This window comes from Massilia sp. Root418 (assembly GCF_001425265.1).
Taxonomy (GTDB): domain Bacteria; phylum Pseudomonadota; class Gammaproteobacteria; order Burkholderiales; family Burkholderiaceae_D; genus Rugamonas.
Genome location: NZ_LMEC01000001.1, coordinates 904,919 through 924,463, shown reverse-complemented (window position 1 = coordinate 924,463; position 19,545 = coordinate 904,919). Strand labels below are relative to the sequence as shown.

Annotated in this window: 22 protein-coding genes; 16 read left to right on the top strand and 6 right to left on the bottom strand. The window is 64.2% G+C overall.

The window, feature by feature from the left end; all coding sequences use genetic code 11:
* Positions 1-19: 19 nt before the first annotated feature.
* From ASC94_RS03785 to ASC94_RS03765, 5 genes are all read right to left on the bottom strand, one after another.
* On the bottom strand, positions 20-784 hold the full coding sequence (locus tag ASC94_RS03785; RefSeq protein WP_307718827.1) for a flagellar brake protein: 765 nt from the start codon (positions 782-784) through the stop codon (positions 20-22).
* Positions 785-900: 116 nt separating this feature from the next.
* Entirely contained in the window at positions 901-1,650 is a 750-nt protein-coding gene (locus tag ASC94_RS03780; RefSeq protein ID WP_200955534.1) for a pseudouridine synthase, read from the bottom strand.
* A 111-nt stretch (positions 1,651-1,761) separates the two neighbouring features.
* On the bottom strand, positions 1,762-4,344 hold the full coding sequence (locus ASC94_RS03775) for a [protein-PII] uridylyltransferase (RefSeq protein WP_056390916.1): 2,583 nt from the start codon (positions 4,342-4,344) through the stop codon (positions 1,762-1,764).
* Positions 4,345-4,351: 7 nt separating this feature from the next.
* Entirely contained in the window at positions 4,352-5,191 is an 840-nt protein-coding gene (map, locus tag ASC94_RS03770) for a type I methionyl aminopeptidase (protein ID WP_056390914.1), read from the bottom strand.
* 294 nt (positions 5,192-5,485) lie between these two features.
* Entirely contained in the window at positions 5,486-5,905 is a 420-nt protein-coding gene (locus ASC94_RS03765) for a DUF4019 domain-containing protein (protein ID WP_056390911.1), read from the bottom strand.
* Between the two features lie 128 nt (positions 5,906-6,033).
* Here ASC94_RS03765 and ASC94_RS03760 point away from each other — a divergent pair, with 128 nt between their 5' ends.
* The 14 genes from ASC94_RS03760 (at position 6,034) to ASC94_RS03695 (ending at position 17,028) form a co-directional block, all read left to right on the top strand.
* The gene (locus tag ASC94_RS03760; RefSeq protein ID WP_229417152.1) at positions 6,034-7,020 is read left to right on the top strand and encodes an MBL fold metallo-hydrolase; all 987 of its coding nucleotides are present in this window, start codon (positions 6,034-6,036) and stop codon (positions 7,018-7,020) included.
* Positions 7,021-7,046: 26 nt separating this feature from the next.
* Positions 7,047-7,460 carry a DsrE family protein gene (locus tag ASC94_RS03755; protein WP_373888099.1) on the top strand — a complete coding sequence of 138 codons (414 nt, stop codon included), beginning with the start codon at positions 7,047-7,049 and terminating at the stop codon, positions 7,458-7,460.
* Between the two features lie 53 nt (positions 7,461-7,513).
* A complete protein-coding gene (locus ASC94_RS03750) occupies positions 7,514-7,882 on the top strand; it encodes a helix-turn-helix transcriptional regulator (RefSeq protein ID WP_229417151.1) in 369 nt (122 codons plus the stop codon).
* Between the two features lie 100 nt (positions 7,883-7,982).
* Entirely contained in the window at positions 7,983-9,335 is a 1,353-nt protein-coding gene (gene soxC / locus ASC94_RS03745) for a sulfite dehydrogenase (protein WP_056390901.1), read from the top strand.
* Positions 9,319-10,431: a c-type cytochrome gene (locus tag ASC94_RS03740; protein ID WP_056390898.1), complete on the top strand. Its 1,113-nt coding sequence runs from the start codon at positions 9,319-9,321 to the stop codon at positions 10,429-10,431. Before soxC ends, ASC94_RS03740 begins: the two co-directional genes overlap by 17 nt.
* A gap of 39 nt (positions 10,432-10,470) precedes the next feature.
* Complete coding sequence (soxY, locus tag ASC94_RS03735) at positions 10,471-10,932, top strand: thiosulfate oxidation carrier protein SoxY (RefSeq protein WP_056390895.1); 462 nt, start codon at positions 10,471-10,473, stop codon at positions 10,930-10,932.
* A 22-nt stretch (positions 10,933-10,954) separates the two neighbouring features.
* Entirely contained in the window at positions 10,955-11,266 is a 312-nt protein-coding gene (gene soxZ / locus ASC94_RS03730) for a thiosulfate oxidation carrier complex protein SoxZ (protein ID WP_056390892.1), read from the top strand.
* Positions 11,267-11,360: 94 nt separating this feature from the next.
* Positions 11,361-12,143 carry a sulfur oxidation c-type cytochrome SoxA gene (gene soxA, locus ASC94_RS03725; RefSeq protein WP_229417180.1) on the top strand — a complete coding sequence of 261 codons (783 nt, stop codon included), beginning with the start codon at positions 11,361-11,363 and terminating at the stop codon, positions 12,141-12,143.
* A 10-nt stretch (positions 12,144-12,153) separates the two neighbouring features.
* Positions 12,154-12,777 carry a sulfur oxidation c-type cytochrome SoxX gene (gene soxX, locus ASC94_RS03720; protein ID WP_157201265.1) on the top strand — a complete coding sequence of 208 codons (624 nt, stop codon included), beginning with the start codon at positions 12,154-12,156 and terminating at the stop codon, positions 12,775-12,777.
* 5 nt (positions 12,778-12,782) lie between these two features.
* Positions 12,783-14,501, top strand: a complete 1,719-nt coding sequence (soxB, locus tag ASC94_RS03715; protein ID WP_056390887.1) for a thiosulfohydrolase SoxB — start codon at positions 12,783-12,785, stop codon at positions 14,499-14,501.
* Entirely contained in the window at positions 14,498-15,133 is a 636-nt protein-coding gene (locus tag ASC94_RS03710; RefSeq protein WP_056390884.1) for a TlpA disulfide reductase family protein, read from the top strand. Before soxB ends, ASC94_RS03710 begins: the two co-directional genes overlap by 4 nt.
* 98 nt (positions 15,134-15,231) lie before the next feature.
* Positions 15,232-15,879, top strand: coding sequence for a thioredoxin fold domain-containing protein (locus tag ASC94_RS03705; RefSeq protein WP_056390881.1), 648 nt, complete (start codon positions 15,232-15,234; stop codon positions 15,877-15,879).
* Positions 15,876-16,376 (top strand): heme-binding protein, encoded by a 501-nt coding sequence (locus ASC94_RS03700; RefSeq protein WP_056390879.1) that lies wholly within the window; start codon positions 15,876-15,878, stop codon positions 16,374-16,376. Before ASC94_RS03705 ends, ASC94_RS03700 begins: the two co-directional genes overlap by 4 nt.
* A 76-nt stretch (positions 16,377-16,452) precedes the next feature.
* Entirely contained in the window at positions 16,453-17,028 is a 576-nt protein-coding gene (locus tag ASC94_RS03695) for a DUF302 domain-containing protein (RefSeq protein ID WP_056390875.1), read from the top strand.
* Here ASC94_RS03695 and ASC94_RS03690 read toward each other — a convergent pair whose 3' ends face one another.
* Positions 17,029-17,394, bottom strand: coding sequence for a hypothetical protein (locus ASC94_RS03690; RefSeq protein ID WP_056390871.1), 366 nt, complete (start codon positions 17,392-17,394; stop codon positions 17,029-17,031). It abuts the gene before it with no gap.
* Positions 17,395-17,698: 304 nt separating this feature from the next.
* On the opposite strand from ASC94_RS03690, the gene rpsB reads away from it, so the two are divergent.
* Together rpsB and tsf are read left to right on the top strand one after the other, a co-directional pair.
* Positions 17,699-18,451: a 30S ribosomal protein S2 gene (rpsB, locus tag ASC94_RS03685; RefSeq protein WP_056390868.1), complete on the top strand. Its 753-nt coding sequence runs from the start codon at positions 17,699-17,701 to the stop codon at positions 18,449-18,451.
* A gap of 150 nt (positions 18,452-18,601) precedes the next feature.
* Positions 18,602-19,516, top strand: a complete 915-nt coding sequence (gene tsf / locus ASC94_RS03680) for a translation elongation factor Ts (protein ID WP_056390866.1) — start codon at positions 18,602-18,604, stop codon at positions 19,514-19,516.
* Positions 19,517-19,545 lie beyond the last annotated feature (29 nt).

Genomic DNA, 19,545 nt, shown 5'->3' with positions numbered 1-19,545 from the left:
TCGTGTTTAACGTTTGTGTTTAACGTTTATGGCGGCTGTTCATCTTGTCGATCAGCTTGGCCAGGTCGTCCTTCATGCTCTCGGACATATTCAGGAACTGGCAGCCGATCTGCACCTGCTCGCCGAGCAGGAAGGAGCGGTAGGTGCGCGACAGGCGGATCTCCAGGTCGGCGATGATTACCGCGTCCGGTCCCAGTTCCAGGCGCACGCGCTGCAGCTTGCGCCCCACGTGCAAACCCTGCGCGTCGCGCGGCGCGCAGCGCATGCCCACGCCGCCCTGCGAAAAGTCGTACAGCTGCAATTCGTAAGGCTTGCCGTTCAGGACAAACGAGGCGGTGAAATACACGCCCAGCGGCGTTTCCAGGCGCGCCGTGGCGCGCCGGTTCAGCACCTGGCAGCGCTCGGGGAATTCCAGCGGGATCAGCTGCGGCTGTTCCGGCATGCCATTCCAGGCCGGATCGGACAAGGTGAACTGCAGCTTGGCGCTGCGCAGCCAGGCCACGAAGGTGGCTTCGCCCGGCGGCAGTTTCTCGCCTTCGTTCAGCTCCAGCACAAAGCGCGGCTGGTCGTCCGACACCGACTGGATGCGCCCCAGCACCACGTCCGTGCTGGTCGAAGGATAGATCGACACCGCGTCGCCGTTTTCCGCCAGGATAGCCAGCGAATCGCCGATATCATCCACATCCGTAATCTCGTGCGGTTTGGAACCCGCCGCAATGGGTTCCACGGCGTCTTGCAGCCGGGGGGGACCTTTGCGGAATTCGTTAGGGATTGGATCGTTCACAGCTGGTGTCTCTTTGATAAGGGGCGGTAACAGACCGGTCCGGGTAGTTTACAAGCATATCAGGACTTTGGCTTGCCACATAGCAAGGAAAACCCATTTTGCATGCAAGTGTGTGGCTAAAACTGCTCATCCGCACGCAGGTAGCGCCACTGGCCTTCCGGCAGGTTGCCTAGTTTCACCTTGCCGATGCGCACGCGCTTGAGGCCGACCACCCTCAGGCCCACCATCTCGCACATGCGCCGGATCTGGCGTTTCTTGCCTTCGCGCAGCGTGAAGCTGAGCTGGTCGTCGTTCTGCCAGCGCACTTTGGCCGGCAACAGCGGCTTGCCGTCCATCCACAGGCCGTGGTTGAGCTTTTTCAGGTCCGCGTCCGGCAGCTTGCCGTCCTTGGTGTACTGTACCCGCACCAGGTATTCCTTGTCGATGTTGGTGTGCTCGCCGATCAGGGTCTTGGCGACGCGGCCGTCCTGGGTCAGCACCAGCAGGCCGACCGAATCGATGTCCAGGCGGCCGGCGGGCACCAGGCTGCGCAGCTGGGTGGGGTGGAAATTCTCGGGCGCGTCGTCCTCGGCCCAGCGGTTTTCCGGCTTGATCAGGGCGATGGCGGGCGTGTAGCCGTCCTCGGCCTGGCCGCTGACGAAGCCGACCGGCTTGTTGATCAGGATGGTGACGCGCTTGGACTGCTCGGCAGCGGCCTGGCGCTCGACGGTGACGCGCTGGCTCGGGTAAATCTTGGTGCCCAGTTCGGACACCACCTGGCCGTCCACGCGCACCCAGCCGCGGGCGATCCATTCATCGGCTTCGCGGCGGGAGCACAAGCCCAGTTCGGACATGCGTTTGGACAGGCGTAAGAGTTCTTCAGACATTTTTTTCGTTCGTTGTTGGCGGGTTACGCTACGCTAACCCGCCCTACGGCCATGGCAAAGGACCATGGTGCCCGTAGGGCGGGTTAGGCGCAGCCGTAACCCGCCGTGGGGTTAAACCTTCAGCGCTTCCAGCAGGTCGGTTTCCAGCTGGAGCTGGTTGCGCGCGTTGTTGAGCGCGGCGCCGTCGACGAGGAACACGTCCTCGACCCGCTCGCCCAGGGTCATCACCTTGGCCGTGTGCAGGTTGATGCGGTATTTGGTCAGCACGTTGGCGATCGAATACAGCAAGCCGGTGCGGTCGTTGGCCGCCACCGACAGCAGGTAGTACTGGCCCCGTTCATCCGGCCGCAAGTCGACGGTCGGCTGGATCGGGAAGGTGCGCGACAGGCGCGACAAGCGGCCCTTGGTCGGCGCCGGCAGCTCGGCCTGCGACTGCAGCAGCTCGCACAGCTCGTGCTCGATCAGGCTGATGATGTCGCGGTAGCTCTTGGCGAAATTCTGCTCCGTCACCAGGAAGGTGTCCAGCGCGTAGCCGTGGCGCGTGGTGTGGATTTTTGCGTCCAGGATGCTGAAGTTCTTGCGGTCGAAATAGCTGCAGATGCGCGCGAACAGGTCCGGCTGGTCCTGTACGTAGACCGCCACCTGCAAGCCTTCGCCGATGGGCGCCAGGCGGCACTTTACCACCGGCTTGGCGCTGTCCATGCGGTCATACAGCGCGCGGGTCTGCCAGGCGATGTCGGAGGCGTCATGGCGCAGGAAGTAGGCCATGTCGAGCTGCTTCCACAGCGGCTCGTGCGCGTCCGGCGGCAGGCCGTACAGGCGCAGCGTGGCCAGCGCCTCCTCCTGGCGGTTCTTCAGTTCGCGGTCGGCCGAATGCGGCTCGCCGCCCAGCACGCGCAGGGTGATGCGGTACAGGTCTTCCAGCAGCTTGGCCTTCCAGGCGTTCCATACCTTGGGGCTGGTGCCGCGGATGTCGGACACCGTCAGCAGGTACAGCGCGGTCAGGTGGCGTTCGTCCTTCACCAGCTTGGCGAAGGCTTCGATCACGTCCGGGTCCGACAGGTCCTGCTTCTGCGCCACTTGCGACATGGTCAGGTGCTGCTCGACCAGGAAGGTCACCAGTTCGGTGTCGGTCTCGTTCATGCCGTGGTCCTGGCAGAACTGCGCCGCGTCCGCCACGCCCAGCTTGGAATGGTCGCCGCCCCGGCCCTTGGCGATGTCGTGGAACAGCGCAGCCACGTACAGCAGCCAGTGGTTGGGGAAGTTCGCCATCAGCTGGCTGCAGAACGGGTATTCGTGCGCGTGCTCGGTCATCGTGAAGCGGCGCATATTGCGCACCACCATCAGGATGTGCTGGTCCACCGTGTAGACGTGGAACAGGTCGTGCTGCATCTGGCCGACGATCTTGCGGAAGTTGGGCAGGTAGCGGCCCAGCAGCGACAGCTCGTTCATGCGCCGCAGCGCGTGCAGCATGCCTACCGGCGCCTGCAGGATGCGCAGGAAATAGGCGCGGTTCACCGGATCGTGGCGGAAGGCCGCGTCGATCTTGAAGCGCTCGTGCCACAGCGCGCGCGTGGTGCGGGCCGTCATGCCTTTCAGGGCGGGGCGCTCGGTCATCAGCACGAACACTTCCAGCATGGCCGACGGCGTCTGCACGAAAGTGTCGTCCGCTGCAATGTCGATAAAGCCGTTCACTTCATTGAAGCGGGCGTTGATCGGGGTCTGCTCGCAAGGCTGCGGGAACAGCTGCGCTTCGATGTTCTGCAGCAGGATGGTGTTCAGCTGGGTCACCGTCTTGGCGGCCCAGTAGTAGCGCTGCATCAGGAACTCGCTGGCGCGGCGCATGTGGGCGCCGCTGCCTTGCGCGGTCAGGCCCAGCGTTTCGGCGATGGCGGTCTGCACGTCGAACACCAGGCGGTCCTCGCGGCGGCCGGCGTGCAGGTGCAGGCGCACGCGGATGTCCTTGAAGGCGCGCTCCTTCTCCATCAGCTGCTTCGCTTCGGTCTGCGTAATCAGGCCGCTGGTGGCCAGGGTGCGCCAGGAACTGGCCAGGCCGGCCGCCTTCACCATCCACAGGATCACCTGCAGGTCGCGCAGGCCGCCGGGGCTTTCCTTGCAGTTGGGTTCCAGGCTGAAGGGGGTGTCCTCGTATTTCGCGTGGCGCTGCCGCATCTCCAGCATTTTCGCGTGGAAGAAGGCTTGCGGGTCCATCTGCGCGTTGTAGCGCGTCTGCATCTCGTCGAACAAGGCCTGGTTGCCGCACACCAGGCGCGCTTCCAGCAGGCTGGTTTGCACCGTGATGTCGGCCTGCGACTCGCTCATGCACTCGTCCACCGTGCGGATGCTGGAGCCGATCTCCAGGCCCAGGTCCCACAGCAGTTGCACCAGCTCTTCCAGGCGCGCGCGCGTGTCCGCGTCCGGCGTTTCGTGCAGCAGGATCAGCAGGTCGACGTCGGAATAGGGGAACAGCTCGCCGCGTCCGAAGCCGCCCACCGCCACCAGCGCGGTTTCGGGCGGCAGCGCCGCCTCCTGCCAGGCGGTGCACAGCACGCCGTCCACTACTTGGCGCAGGTTGCGCAGCAGCTTTTCGGGCATGCCGTCTTCCCGGAACCCGGCGATGACGGTCTGGCGGCCGGCTTTGAGCTGGCTTTTCAGCTGCTCACGCAGCTCCTTCTTCATGGCGGCAGCTGGCATGCGCAGATCAGGCGGCGGCGGGCGTGGCGGCCGGGGCTGCGGCTTGTGCCGAGATGATGGCCGGCGGCGGCGGGGTGCCGGCCGACATGGTCAGCACTTCGTAGCCGGTTTCGGTCACCAGCACCGTGTGTTCCCATTGCGCGGACAGGCTGCGGTCCTTGGTCTTGATGGTCCAGCCGTCGTTCATTTCGCGGATTTCGCGGCGGCCGGCGTTGATCATCGGCTCGATGGTGAAGATCATGCCGGGTTTCAGCTCGTCCAGGGTGCCGGGGCGGCCGTAGTGCAGCACTTGCGGCTCTTCGTGGAACACCTTGCCGATGCCGTGGCCGCAGAACTCGCGCACCACGCTGTAGCCCGCTTTCTCGGCGTGCTGCTGGATTACGTGGCCGATGTCGCCCAGGTGCGCGCCCGGCTTGACCTTGGAAATGCCCAGCCACATGCACTCGTAGGTGATGTCGGACAGGCGCTTGGCCAGGATGGACGGTTCGCCGACGAAGAACATGCGGCTGTTGTCGCCATGGTAGCCGTCCTTGATGACGGTGATGTCCAGGTTCACCACGTCGCCGTTTTTCAGTACCTTGTCGCCCGGGATGCCGTGGCAGATCACGTCGTTGACGGAGGTGCAGATGGCTTTCGGGTAGGGCGTGTAGCCGGGCGGGCAATAGTTCAGCGGCGCCGGGATGGTGCCCTGCACGTTGACCATGTACTCGTGGCACAGGCGGTCCAGCTCGCCGGTGGTGACGCCCGGTTTGACGAAGGGAGTGATGTAATCCAGCACTTCGGAGCCGAGGCGGCCGGCAACGCGCATGCCTTCGATGTCTTCGGCGGTATGGATGGTAATAGCCATGGGGTAGGTAATCTGTGAGAAGTGTATAGGTGAAATTATAAACGACCCACTCCCTTCTCGCGGGATTCATGTCGTTGCGGTATAGGCAACTTGCCGCAGGGAGCCGATTTACTGGCCGCGCACGTTCCCGCCTGCCGGCATGCCGCTGCCTCGGCCGGGGAGCGCGCGCCCCTGGCAGGCGTAGGCCAAGGCGGCGCCAAACAGGATTGTGTTGTCAACGAGATACTATTGCATCTCGGCACGCGCCCGCGCCAGAGTGAAGACGCAGAGGCGTGCCTGCTCGCCGGAAGCTGGCTATCGGATGTAGTAGCCGGACACCTTCCAGCTGCCGTCTTTGGTGCGCGCGGGCGTCACGGTTTCCACGGTGTCCGCCTTGTTGGCGTACACGCTGGCGAAAGTGATCACGACATAATCCCCCTCCGGCCCGCCGGGCAGATTTTTGGCAAACGTGGCGGATTTCACCGACCTGCTTTTCAGTGCTCCGAGGGGCGTCCTGATGGCTTGCAGGGTCTGCGTCCAATCCGACTGGCTCACCGCTTTCCGGAACGGCTCGGCCGCTTCGGTCCAGGTGGATGCATGCCGGTTGCTGTCCGCCAAAGCAAGCCAGCTCGTGGCGGCAGCCTTGGCCTGCTCGATATCTTGCGCGCTTTGCGCCTGCGCCGACATACAGACGGCCAAGCTCACGCACGCGAGAAATTTGGAAATGCGCTTCATGGAAGTCCTTTTCATCTATGAGGACTTCCGAGAATAGCATCCCGCCGGCAGCCCGAAATGCGCAGATTCTCACTGAGCTCGCCCATTTGTGGCAAGATGCAAAGCATCTAACTTGCGAGGATAGTCATATGCGCATATATGCCGCTGCGGCGGGCATGGTGACGCTGTTGCTCCTGTTGCTGTCGTTGCTGCCGGGGCGCGCGCAGGCCGCCGAATCAGTGCCGCCGGTCGAGCTGACGCCGATCCAGGTGGCGCCGCAGGTCTATTACTTCCAGGGGCAGGCCGGCATGGCCAGCGCGCAGAACAAGGGCTTCATGTCCAACGCCGGTTTTGTGGTCACGCGCGATGGCGTGGTGGTGTTCGATGCGCTGGCCACGCCCGCGCTGGGCGCTGCCATGGTCCGCGCGATCGCGCGCGTGACCGCGCAGCCGGTGCGCCGCGTGGTGCTGAGCCACTACCATGCCGACCACTTCTACGGCCTGCAGGCACTCAAGCAGCAGGGCGCGGAAATATGGGCGCATGGCGCCGGCAAGGCCACGCTGGCATCCGAGTTCACACAAACCCGCCTGGCCGAGCGCCGCGTCTCGCTGGCGCCGTGGGTGGACGGCGCCACCCGCCTGCTTCCGGCCGACCGCTGGCTGGAATTCGGCAAGGACAAGCAGCTCAAGTTCGAACTGGGCGGCATGCATTTCACTCTGCTGGACGTGGGCGGCGCGCATTCGCCGGAGGACTTGATGCTGTATGTCGAGGAGGCGCAGGTGCTGTTCGCGGGCGACCTGTTCTTCACCGGCCGCATTCCTTTTGTGGGCGACGCCGACAGCAAGGCGTGGCTGCAGGCGCTGGCGCGCTTTCCCACCGGGCCGAAGGTGGTAATCCCCGGCCACGGCCCGGCGTCCACCACGCCCCAGGCCGACCTGGCGCTCACCACCAGCTATCTGCTCTACCTGCGAGAGCAAATGGGCAAGGCGGTGGCCGACATGCAAACTTTCGACGAGGCTTACCAGCAAGTGGACTGGAGCCGCTTTGCGCAGTATCCTGCGTTCAAGGAAGCCAACCGCATCAATGCTTACGGCAGCTATCTGCTGCTTGAGCGCGAGAGCCTGGGCAAACAATAAGATCAACCAAGGAGAATGAAATGAAGATGCTGCGCTCATTTGCGGCCGTGCTGCTGGCGCTGTTTGCCGTGGCCTGCATGGCTGCCACGCCGGTTAAGGTGGTCTACCATATCAGCAACAGCGACGTGGCCACGGGCGCGTTGAACAATATCCGCAATCACCTGAACGCCAGCCCCTCGGCCAAGATCGTGGTCGTAACGCATGGCCCCGGCATCGACTTCCTGCTTGACGGCGCGAAGAACGCCAACGGCAATCCCTACGACATTCCGGTGCAGGAACTGGCCGACCGCGGGGTGGAGTTCCGCGTCTGCAAAAACACGCTCGATGCGCGCAAGCTGGACAAGTCCAGGCTGCTGCCCGAAGCGAAGATTGTGCCGTCCGGCGTGGCGGAAGTGGCGCGGTTGCAGGCGGAAGAGGGCTTTGTCTACCTCAAGCCCTGAGGCGGCAAGGCGCCCGGTATATAATTGTCCTTCTTTTCGTTGATGAGAATTCCGTGGATAACCGCTTAAGCAAAGAGCAGATGGCCGAATTGTTCGAAGAAGTGTCGAACGTCTTCTTTTTGCTGTCTGAACCCACGCGCCTGAAGATCCTGCACAGCCTGTGCCACGGCGAGCGCGCCGTGAACGAGATCGTGGCCGAGATCGAGGCCAGCCAGGCCAACGTGTCGCGCCAGATCAATATGCTGTACCGCGCCCGCATCCTGGCGCGCCGCAAAGAAGGCACGCAGGTCTACTATCGCATCGACGACCCCGCCACGCTGGGCATCTGCCAGAGCGTGTGCGCGCGTGTCAGTGCCGACATCCTGGCCCGCAGCGGTGAGCGCCCCGAGCCCCAATCCATCCTGGTCGCAGCCGGCGCCTGAGTCCGGTGTTTTTCTGCCACATGCCGAAATTTCGTTTCACAAATATGCGTGATTAGTCATATACTCCAGTTCAAGCAGTTGATAAGAACAAGGAGACGGCATGGCGGGCGAAGCACCGAAGGCAGGGCGCATCTTGCGCGCCCCCGAGAATTTCGTGGACAGCCAGCTGGCGCTGGATATCACCAGCCACGGCTTGAACGATCAGCGGCGCAGCTTCCTGCGCAAGAGCTTCCTGGCCGCCGGCGCGGCCATGGCCAGCGGCACGGCCCTGGCCCAGGCTGCGGCGGGCGGCGATCCGGCCATCCTCAAGCTGCCGGAGCATTCCACTTCGCTGGGCAAGCCGGTGGCAAGCACGCCTTACGGCCTGCCGTCGCGCTTTGAAGGCGCGCTGCAGCGGCGCGAGTCGCCGGGGCTGACGCGGGTGAACGCGGCCTCGGTCTCGTTCACCCCGCTGCAAAGCCTGTTCGGCATCATCACCCCCAGCGGCCTGCATTTCGAGCGCCATCACCAGGGCTGGCACGATATCGACCCGAGCCAGCACCGCCTCATGGTGAACGGCCTGGTGCGCCAGCAGAAGATCTACACCATGGACGATTTGATGCGCCTGCCGTCGGTGTCGCGCATGCACTTCATCGAATGCGGCGCGAACACTGCCATGGAGTGGGGCAATGTGGCGGTGCCCTCGGTGCAGTATTCACACGGCATGCTGAGCTGCAGCGAATTTACCGGCGTGCCGCTGTCGGTGCTGCTGGAGGACTGCGGCTACGACAAGAAGACGGCCCGCTTCGTGCTGGCCGAGGGCGCGGACGGTTCCGGCATGACGCGAACCATCTCCATCGAGCGCGCGCTGGACGACGTGATCGTGGCCTGGGCCATGAACGGCGAAATGCTGCGCCCGGAGAACGGCTACCCGCTGCGCCTGGTGGTGCCGGGCGTGCAGGGCGTGTCGTGGGTGAAGTGGCTGCGCCGCATTGAGGTGGGCGACCAGCCCTATGCGACCAAGGACGAAGCCATCCACTATATCGACGCCATGCCGGACGGGATGTACCGCCAGTACACCTCGGTCCAGGAGTGCAAATCCGTGATCACCACGCCGTCGGCCGGCCAGCGCCTGCTCGATACGGGCTTCTACAACATCACCGGCCTGGCCTGGTCCGGGCGCGGCAAGATCAAGCGCGTGGATGTGTCCACGGACGGCGGCCGCAACTGGCGCACCGCGCGGCTGGAGTCGCCGCTGCTGCCCAAGTGCCTCACGCGCTTCAATATCGACTGGACCTGGGACGGCGCGCCGGCCGTGCTGCAAGCCCGCGCCATCGACGAAACCGGCTATGTGCAGCCGAAGATCAACGAGCTACGTGCCGTGCGCGGCACGCGCTCCATTTATCACAACAATGCCATCCAGTCTTGGCAGGTGGCGGCGTCCGGGGAGGTGTCGAATGTCCAGGTTTATTAAGGCCGCCGTGGCGCTGCTGTGCGCCGCCGCTTCTTGCACGCTGCTGGCCGCGCCGCCCTATGCCAACGTGGGCCGGACCGCAACGCCGCAGGAAGTGGCCGCGTGGGATATCGACGTGCGGCCCGACTTCAAGGGGCTGCCCAAGGGTTCGGGCAGCGTGGTCAAGGGCATGGAGGTGTGGGAAGGGAAGTGCGCTTCCTGCCACGGCACGTTTGGCGAGTCCAACGAGGTGTTTACGCCGATAGTCGGGGGCACAACGAAGGAAGATGTCAAGTCCGGCCGCGTGGCGTCGCTGCGGGACAACAAACAACCGCAGCGCACCACCATGATGAAGGTGGCCACGGTGTCCACGCTGTGGGACTATATCAACCGCGCCATGCCGTGGACCGCGCCCAAGAGCCTGACCACGGAGGAGGTGTATGCAGTGACCGCGTACATCCTGAACATGGCGGAAGTGGTGCCGGACGACTTCGTGCTGTCGGACCGGAATATCGCCGAGGTGCAGGCGCGCATGCCGAACCGGAATGGCATGACCCAGGCGCACGGCATGTGGGATGCGAAGGGCAAAGCGGACGTGCGCAGCACGGCTTGCATGAGCAATTGCGGCGACGTGAAGCTGCGCTCCGAGCTGCCGGCGGCGGCGCGCAATGTGCACGGGGATTTATCGGCGCAGAACCGCAGCGTCGGCGCGGTGCGCGGGGTGGATACGACGCAGCCGGCGTCCCAGCTGGCGCTGGTGGGTCAGGCGCAGGCGGGAAGCGGCGGTGCGGCGGTGGCCTCAGTTGCCCCGGCGTCCCCTGCGGTGTCCCCTGCCGCATCGCCTGCTGCGTCCAAGGCGCCGGCCGGAGGCCAGGCGCTGGCGAAACAGAACGCCTGCATGGCTTGCCACGGCGTGGGCAACAAGATCGTCGGCCCGGCGTTGCGGGACATCGCGGCCAAGTACAAGGGCGACACGGCGGCGGCACAGCGCCTGGCTGCCAAGGTGAAGGCGGGCAGCGCAGGCGCCTGGGGCCCGGTTCCCATGCCGGCCCAGGCGCACCTGAAGGACGAAGACGTAGCAGTGATGGTCGGCTGGATACTGGACGGCGCCAAATAGGCGGCGTCAGGGACAGCCAAATTACAAAAGGAGACTTCAATGTATCAGAAACGACGGGATGCGCTGCGCATCGGTTCCATCCTCGGCCTGGCCATCACCGCAGGGCTGATCAAGCCAGGCGACGTGTTCGCGGCCGATTGGCAGTCCGGCATGTTCGACGCGAAAACGCTGCAGGACGCGCTGAAAGCCATGGGCGGCGACGCCTTCACCATCAGCAAGGACGTCGCCGTCACCGGCCCGGACATCGCTGAAAACGGCGCCGTGGTGCCGGTATCGGTCACCAGCAGCGTGCCGAACACCGAATTGATCGCCATCCTGGTGGAGAAGAATCCCAGCCCGCTGTCGGCCAGCTTCAAGATCCCGGCCGGCACCGAGGCGGCGGTGAGCACCCGCGTGAAGATGGGCGGCACCTCGAACGTGCACGCGCTGGTGAAGGCGGACGGCAAGTGGTACGCCGCCAGCAAGGAAATCAAGGTCACCCTCGGCGGCTGCGGCGGCTGATCAACCAATAAAGGAATTCATCATGGGCAATCCGATGCGCATCCGCGCCAACGCCACCGGCGACACCGTTGAAGTCAAGGTCCTGATCCGCCACGACATGGAAACCGGCCAGCGCAAGGACGCTGCCGGCCAGCCGGTGCCGGCGCACTTCATCCAGACCCTGGTCGCCACCTGCAAGGACAAGGTGGTGCTGGACGCGCAATTCGGCACCTCGGTGTCGAAAGACCCCTTCCTGTCCTTCAAGTTCAAGGGCGGCGCCAAGGGCGACAAGGTCACAGTGAAATGGACCGACAACAAGGGCGACAGCCGCAGCGACGAGGTTATCGTCGCCTGAAGACTGCAGCACCCGCAGCACCCGGCAGCAAGTGGCGCAGACCACCCACCCGACAAGAAACGGAGACGTAATGAAACGGACTAGCTCCTACCTGATGGCCGCCCTGGCCGTGTCCGCGCTGGGCACGGCGCTGGCGCAGACCTCGGCCACCGATGAAATCGCGAAGTACCGCCAGCTGCTAGCCGACGGCAATCCCGCCGAGCTGTGGGAAATGCGCGGCGAAGAGCTGTGGAAGAAGAAGGACGGCCCGCGCGAGGCCACGCTGGAGCAGTGCGACCTGGGCAAGGGCCCGGGCGTGCTGAAGGGCGCGTACGTTGAGCTGCCGCGCTACTTCAAGGACGTGAACAAGGTGATGGACCTGGAGCAGCGCCTGGTGCACTGCCGCACCACCTTGCAGGGCCTGACGCTGGAGCAGGCCACCAAGACGCCGTTCGGTTCCACCGCCAACCAGTCAGACATCGAAGCGCTGGTGTCCTACATCACGGCGCAATCGAAGGGCATGAAGATGGCGGTATCGACCCGCCACCCGCAGGAAAAGGCGGCCTACGAGATCGGCAAGCAGATGTTCTTTTACCGTGGCGGCGCGCACGATTTCGCCTGCGCCACCTGCCACTCGGCCAACGGCCAGCGCATCCGCCTGCAGGAACTGCCCAACATCCTGAACAAGGCCAACGCGCAGGCGGCCTACACCACCTGGCCCGCCTACCGCGTGTCGCAAGGCGAAGTGCGCACCATGCAGCACCGCCTGAACGACTGCTTCCGCCAGCAGCGCTTCCCCGAGCCGGTGTACGGCTCGGACCTCATCACCGCGCTGACCATGTTCCTGGCCAAGAACGCCGACGGCGGCACCTACAACGCACCGGCGCTCAAGCGCTAAGGAGATCGGCATGAAACATAATGTACTGATGTTGGCCTCCTTCGCAGCCTTCGGACTGACTGCGCAGCCGCTCCTGGCGGCCGACTACGCAAAGCAGGCGCAGGATATGATGAAGGCGGATTTTCGCTCCAAGGGCCCGGCCACGGTGGAAGGCGTGCTGCAGCAGGACGAGGCGCAGAAGCTGTGCAGCGCTTATCCGGCGCCGGAGAAGCGGCCCAAGCAGCTGGCCGCCAAGCTGGAAGCCGAGCAGCTCAAGCTGGTGAAATATCCATCTGACGGCCAGTACATGGGCCGCTGGCAGGAAGGCGAGAAGATCGCCCAGAACGGGCGCGGCATGCAATCGTCCGACAAGCCGGGCGCGCCGAACGGCGGCAACTGCTACGCCTGCCATCAGCTGAGCAAGGCCGAGATCTCGTTCGGGAATATCGGCCCCTCGCTGTACCAGTACGGCAAGCTGCGCGGGGACAGCGAGGCGATACTGAAATACACCTGGGCCAAACTGTACAACTCGCAGGCCTTCAGCGCGTGTTCCAATATGCCGCGCTTCGGCCACAAGGGCATTCTGGATGAGCAGCAGCTGAAGGACGTGCTGGCGCTGCTGCTGGACCCCGCTTCCCCCGTCAATAAGGACTGAGTTCCATGGGCCTGAATCGACGCGAATTTATCCAGGTGCTGGGCATCGCCGCCGCCGGCGGCATGGCGCTCAACTCCAGGGGCGCGCTGGCCGCGCAATCGGCGGACGCGCTGTACACCTTGCCGCGTTTCGGCAACGTCCACTTCCTGCACTTCACCGACTGCCACGCGCAGCTCAAGCCGGTGTACTTCCGTGAGCCCAGCGTGAACATCGGGCTATTTGAAGCGGAGGGAAGGATGCCGCACCTGGTGGGCGAGCACTTGCTGCGCGCGGCAGGCCTGAAGCCGAACACGCTGCAGGCATACGCCTTCACCAGCCTCGATTTCGAAAGCGCCGCCGCAACATACGGCAAGGTGGGCGGCTTTGCGCACCTGGCCACGCTGGTCAAGCGCATGAAGGCGTCCCGTCCCGGCGCCTTGCTGCTGGACGGCGGCGACACCTGGCAGGGATCGGCCACCGCGCTGTGGACCAAGGGCCAGGACATGGTGGACGCCTGCCTGGCGCTGGGAGTCGACGTGATGACCGCGCACTGGGAAATGACGCTGGGCGACAAGCGGGTGCAGGAAATCGTCGACAAGGACTTCAAGGGCAAGGTCGATTTCGTGGCGCAGAACATCAAGACCAACGACTTCGGCGACCCTGTGTTCAGCCCCTACACCATGAAGGTGATGAACGGCGTGCAGGTGGCGGTGATCGGACAGGCCTTCCCGTACACGCCCATCGCCAACCCGCGCCACTTCGTTCCCGACTGGAGTTTCGGCATCCAGGAAGAGAACATGCAGAAGACGGTGGACGAGGCGCGCGCGAAGGGCGCCAAGGTGGTGGTGCTGCTGTCGCATAACGGCATGGATGTGGACTTGAAGATGGCGTCGCGGGTGCGCGGCATCGACGCCATCATGGGCGGGCACACGCACGACGGCATGCCGGCGCCGGTCATTGTCAGCAACGGCGGCGGCAAGACGCTGGTCACCAACGCGGGCAGCAACAGCAAATTCCTCGGCGTGCTCGATTTCGACGTGCGGGGCGGGCAGGTGCAGGGCTTCCAGTATCGCCTGCTGCCGGTGTTCTCCAATTTGCTGCCGGCGGACCGCGAAATGGACGCGCTGATTACCCGCATCCGGGCGCCGTACGAAGGTAAGCTGAATGAGCGGCTTGCGGTCACCGAGGGCACGCTGTACCGGCGCGGCAATTTCAACGGCAGCTTCGACCAGCTGATCGTGGATGCGCTGATGGACGTGAAGCAGGCAGAAATCGCGTTCTCGCCGGGCTTCCGGTGGGGCACGTCGCTGCTGCCGAACAGTCCCATCCTGATGGAGCACTTGATGGACCAGACGGCTACCACGTACTCGCACACTACCGTGTCCCAACTGAGCGGCGCCACCATCAAGACCATCATGGAGGACGTGGCCGACAACCTGTTCAACCCGGACCCGTACTACCAGCAGGGCGGCGACATGGTGAGGGTAGGGGGCATGACGTACGCCATCGACCCGAAGGCCAAGATGGGGGCGCGCGTGCAGGACATGCGCCTGAACGGCAAGCCGCTGGACGCGGACAAGGTCTACAAGGTGGCCGGCTGGGCGCCGGTGGCCGAGGGTGCGAGCGGCGAGCCGGTATGGGACGTGGTGGGGACGTGGCTGCGCAACCAGAAGACGGTGAAGCCGCGCAAGCTGAACGCACCGCGCATGATAGGCGTGCAGGGCAATCCGGGCGTGCTGGCATGAAGCGCTGGGCGCTGGCGTGGCTCGCGGCGGGATTGATGGCGGCCGCGCCAGGCGCGGCTACCGCAGCCGCTAATGCGGACATCAATGCAGCGGCCAACGCAGCAGTTATCACAGCGACCAACGCAGCGACCAACGCAGCAGCTATCGCAGCGGCCAGTGCAGTCCCTATCGCAGCGGCCAACGCGGGCCTCGCGCCCGCTTCGGCGAGCGCCGCCGTTCCGCGCCTGCCCGCCTTTACGGCGCTGGACGGCACGGCGATAGCGCCCGCGCGGCTGGCCGGTAAGACGACCGTGGTGGCGTTCTTTTCCAGCACCTGCCCGTTTTGCATGAACGAAGCGCCCAAGCTTCAAAAGCTCTACCGCGAGAACCGGCAGGTGCTCAACGTGGTGTCGGTGAACATCGAGGCGGGCGATCCCGCGCAAGCGTCCAAGACCGTCGCCTGGGTGCGCAGGTATGGCTTGACCCACCCGGTCACGGTGGACTACCGCGCCTTTGAAGCGGTGCTCGGCAAGCCCAAGGGCATTCCAGCGCTGTACGTGTTTGACCGGCACGGCACGCTGACCCGGTCTGAAATCGGCGAGATGCTCGACGAAGACTTCGACGACATCGCCCGCGAGGCGCGCAAGCCATGAGGACTGCGGCCGCCACGCTGGCAAGGCTGGCCACTGTGGCAGCATTGGGAGCTTTGACAGCTTTGGCGGCGCCGGCAGCGCCGGCAGCACCGGCTGCCATGGCAGCCATCGCAGCCATGGCAGAGCCGGCCGGGCTGGCTGCAGGTGCTACTGCGAGCCCGCTGCCCAGCGGGGCCTCTGCTGCGCCCGTGCCGCTGGCGTCCGACCTGCAAAACGACAGTCGCCAAGCCGCGCGGGCCGGGGAGCCGTTGGTGCTGTTCTTCTCGTTGCCCGACTGCAGGTACTGTCACACCGTCCGCCACAACTACCTCGCGCCACTGCTGCGCAGTCTGGGCGCGCCCGTGATCCGCGAAATAGAAATCGCAAGCAGCCGTCCCGTCGCGGGGCAGGGCGGCGCTGCCACAACGCATGCCGCGCTGGCGCAACGGTTCGGAGTGCGCTTTGCGCCAACCGTCCTGTTCGTGGGCCCGTCCGGCGAGCCGCTTGCACCCCCGCTGCTGGGCGGCGACACCGCCGGCATGTACGGCGCCTACCTCGACGCCCGCCTCGCCACCGCCCGCCAGGCCGCCTCCAGCCATGCAGCTTCAGGCCACGCCGCCTCCCGTCAAACCGCCGCCAGCCAAGCCGCCGCCACCCAGACCGCCCCGGGTCAAGCCGCCTCCGGCCACGCCGCCTCCGGCCGAGCCGCCGTGCGCCTTGCCGCGCCTCGCCTCGCCGCACCCGATCCCGAAAGGACCACCCGATGAAGAACGTCTTTGCCTGCTTGCTGGCCGCCGCTTCTCTGGCCTCGCCCCCATCCACCCTTGCCGCCGACGCCAGCTACGCCATCCGCCTGATGACGCCCGAAACCGCGCTTAAAGCCGCGTCGGCTGCGCTGGCCGCCTGCCGCAGCGGCGGCTTCCAGGTGGCGGTGGCCGTGGTGGACCGCAGCGGCCAGATCCAGGTGGTCCTGCGTGACCGCTACGCCGGCGCCCACACGCCGGACACCGCCATCAACAAAGCCTGGACCGCCGCCAGTTTCAAGACCAACACCACCGACCTGGCCAAGGCCACGCAGGCCGGCACGCCCTCCAGCGGCATCCGCGAAATCCCGCGCGTGGCGGCCATCGGCGGCGGCCTGCTGATCGAAGCGGCCGGCGCGCCCTATGGCGCCATCGGCATCTCCGGCGCCCCGTCCGGCGACCTGGACGACAAATGCGCCCGCGCCGGCGTGGACGCCATCCTGGACGACCTGAATCTCTGAGTGCCCGCAGCGCCCCTTGCGCACTTCCCGCCCAGCCACTATCCTCGCGTTTTGCATGCCAGATAGGGGCGCGACCATGCGCAGCACCATCCGACTCCACGCCATCGTCATCGCGGCCGCCTGCTGCCTGGCCACCGCCTGCGGCGCCGGCGGCGGGACGCGCTCCGCAACGGAGGCGGCGCCCGCGCCGCAGCTGCCAGTCAAGGCCGGGGAGCCGGCTGTCAGCCAGGGAAATCCCAGCGCCAGCCTGACCTGGGCGCGCAAGGTGCAGCCCGGCGTATCGGTGAAGGAAATCGAAGAAGCCTTCGCCAGCGTGGCGGCGGAGGACAACATCCGCGCCGTGGGCGAGCTGCCGCTGTCAAGGGAATTGGAACTGCGCTCCGGCCAGCCCGTCAAATTCCTCAAGGTGTACTCGTACTGCGACCCGGCCGCAGCCCGCACCATGGTTGACTTCAATCCCGGCATGTCCGCGCTGCTGCCATGCCGTATCTCCGTGGTCGAGCAGCCAGACGGCCTCTGGATCTACACAATGAACATGGATATGTTGATCAACATGCAAGGCGAGCTGCCGCCCCACGTGGGCGACACCGTGCGCCGGGTGCGCGCCACCATCGTGAAAATGCTGGACCGTGGCGCGCGCGGCGAGTTCTGATCAGGAGAAGCGTCCGAAGGTCAGGAACAGCCAGGCGGCCGTTATGACCACCATGCCGGATATCGTGACGCAGGACCAGGTGAAGAACCAGGCCGACAGCAGGGTAGCCTGCAGCGCGCGCTCGAACAGGAAGCCCAGCGCGAAATCGAGCGCGGCCACCACCGACCAGCGCCGCAGGTAGACCGGCAGATAGCGGCTCATGATGCGGTTGTGCGCCAGCGCCGCGTGCCGCTCGAACAGGTCGCGCGCCGCGCTCACGTCCCGAAACAGCCAGTCGAAGAACATGAAGCGGTACAGCAGGGTGCGGAACGGCATGGCCGGAACGGGCTCGTCCTGAAGCTCGGGCTGCGGTGCGTCCTTGTCCATGGGCTCTCCAAGTTGAGTTGAAGATAACTTGAGTTGAAGATAACAATTGCGGGGCCGTTTCTTCCATCATACGCTTCCCGCGCAACACGGCGCGCGCGAAATTGCATCCTATGCAAGCTTATTACCCCGAAACCCGTCGCTGCGCTTGCCTAAAACGGCGTTTTCAGAGTAGAATTTCGGGTTGCTTGAATTCGTTTTTGAGCAACGTAGTAAATCCTTAAATTTTTTAAACGCGAATCCGGTCGCCAAGGGTGCCTGTCAAAGGGTGACTGATCGGATTCCAGACCCAAACCCTGGAGCTAATATGTCCGTAACTATGCGTGAAATGCTGGAAGCCGGTGTCCACTTCGGTCACCAAACCCGTTTCTGGAACCCAAAGATGGCTCCGTTCATCTTCGGCCACCGCAACAAAATCCACATCATCAACCTGGAAAAAACCATGGGCATGTACCAGGAGGCGATGAAGCACGTTCGCCAACTGGCATCGAGCCGTGGCACCATCCTGATGGTGGGCACCAAGCGTCAAGCGCGCGAAATCATCGCTGCTGAAGCGCAACGTGCTGGCGTTCCTTACGTTGACCAGCGTTGGCTGGGCGGCATGCTGACCAACTTCAAAACGATCAAGACCTCGATCAAGCGCCTGAAAGACATGGAAGCGCAAGTCGAAGACGGTTCCGTTGAGAAGCTGTCGAAAAAAGAAGCGCTGATGTTCCAACGCGAGATGGTCAAGCTGCAAAAGTCCATCGGCGGTATCAAGGATATGGGCGGCGTTCCTGACGCAATCTTCGTCGTGGACGTTGGCTACCACAAAGGCGCCATCACCGAAGCCGCTAAACTGGGCATCCCAGTCATCGGCGTGGTCGATACCAACCACTCCCCAGAAGGCGTAACCTACGTCATTCCAGGCAACGACGACTCCTCGAAAGCGATCACGCTGTACGCTCGTGGTGTGGCCGACGCCATCATCGAAGGCCGTGCAAACTCGACCGCCGACGTGCTGGAAACGATCAAGACCGCCGCTGGCGACGAGTTCGTAGAAGTCAGCGAACAAGCCTAATGGGCTGCCTGCCGCAAGGCAGGCTTCCAAGCAGCAAATCAGCAGTTTAAAAGGGGTGGCATCTGCTCCCCCTTTTTTTTAACGACAGCGTATGGGCGTGCAGGCTTGCGAGCCACCCCATACCACTCATCGAATACACAGGAGAATTACATGGCAGCTATTACTGCAGCGATGGTAGGCGAACTGCGCGCGAAAACCGATGCGCCTATGATGGAATGCAAAAAAGCCCTGACCGAAGCCGAAGGCAATATGGACAAGGCTGAAGAACTGCTGCGCGTTAAGCTGGGCGGCAAGGCTTCCAAGGCTTCCTCGCGCATCACCGCCGAAGGCGTGGTGGCGACTTACATCGCCAACGGCGTTGGCGCCCTGATCGAAGTCAACTCGGAAACCGACTTCGTCGCGAAAAACGATGACTTCCTGAACCTGGCCAACACCGCGGCCCGCCTGGTTGCTGAAAACAACCCGGCCACCGTGGAAGCCCTGCTGGCCCTGCCAGCCGGCGAAGGCAAGACCCTGGACGAAGTGCGTACCGCCCTGATCGGCAAAATCGGCGAAAACATGTCGATCCGCCGCTTCCAGCGTTTCGAAACCAGCGCCAAGCTGGCTTCCTACCTGCACGGCACCCGCATCGGCGTGATGGTCGAGTTCGAAGGCGCGGACGACCAGGTTGGCAAAGACGTGGCCATGCACATCGCGGCCATGAAGCCAGTGTCGCTGTCGGCTGACCAGGTTCCTGCCGAACTGATCGAAAAAGAGCGCTCGGTTGCCCAGGCTAAAGCGGACGAAGACGCAGCCCAGGCTGCCGCTGCCGGCAAGCCAGCCCAGTCGCCAGAGATCGTGGCAAAACGCCTGGAAGGCTCGGTGCAGAAGTTCCTGAAAGAAGTGTCCCTGCTGAACCAGGCCTTCGTCAAGAACGACAAGCAGACCATCGAAGCCATGCTGAAAGCAAACAACGCCTCCGTGAAAGCATTCACGATGTACGTTGTTGGCGAAGGCATCGAGAAAAAGGTAGACGATTTCGCTGCTGAAGTTGCAGCGCAAATGGCTGCCTCCAAAGGCGCATAATTAAAAGCGGGCCGCAAGGCCCGTTTTTT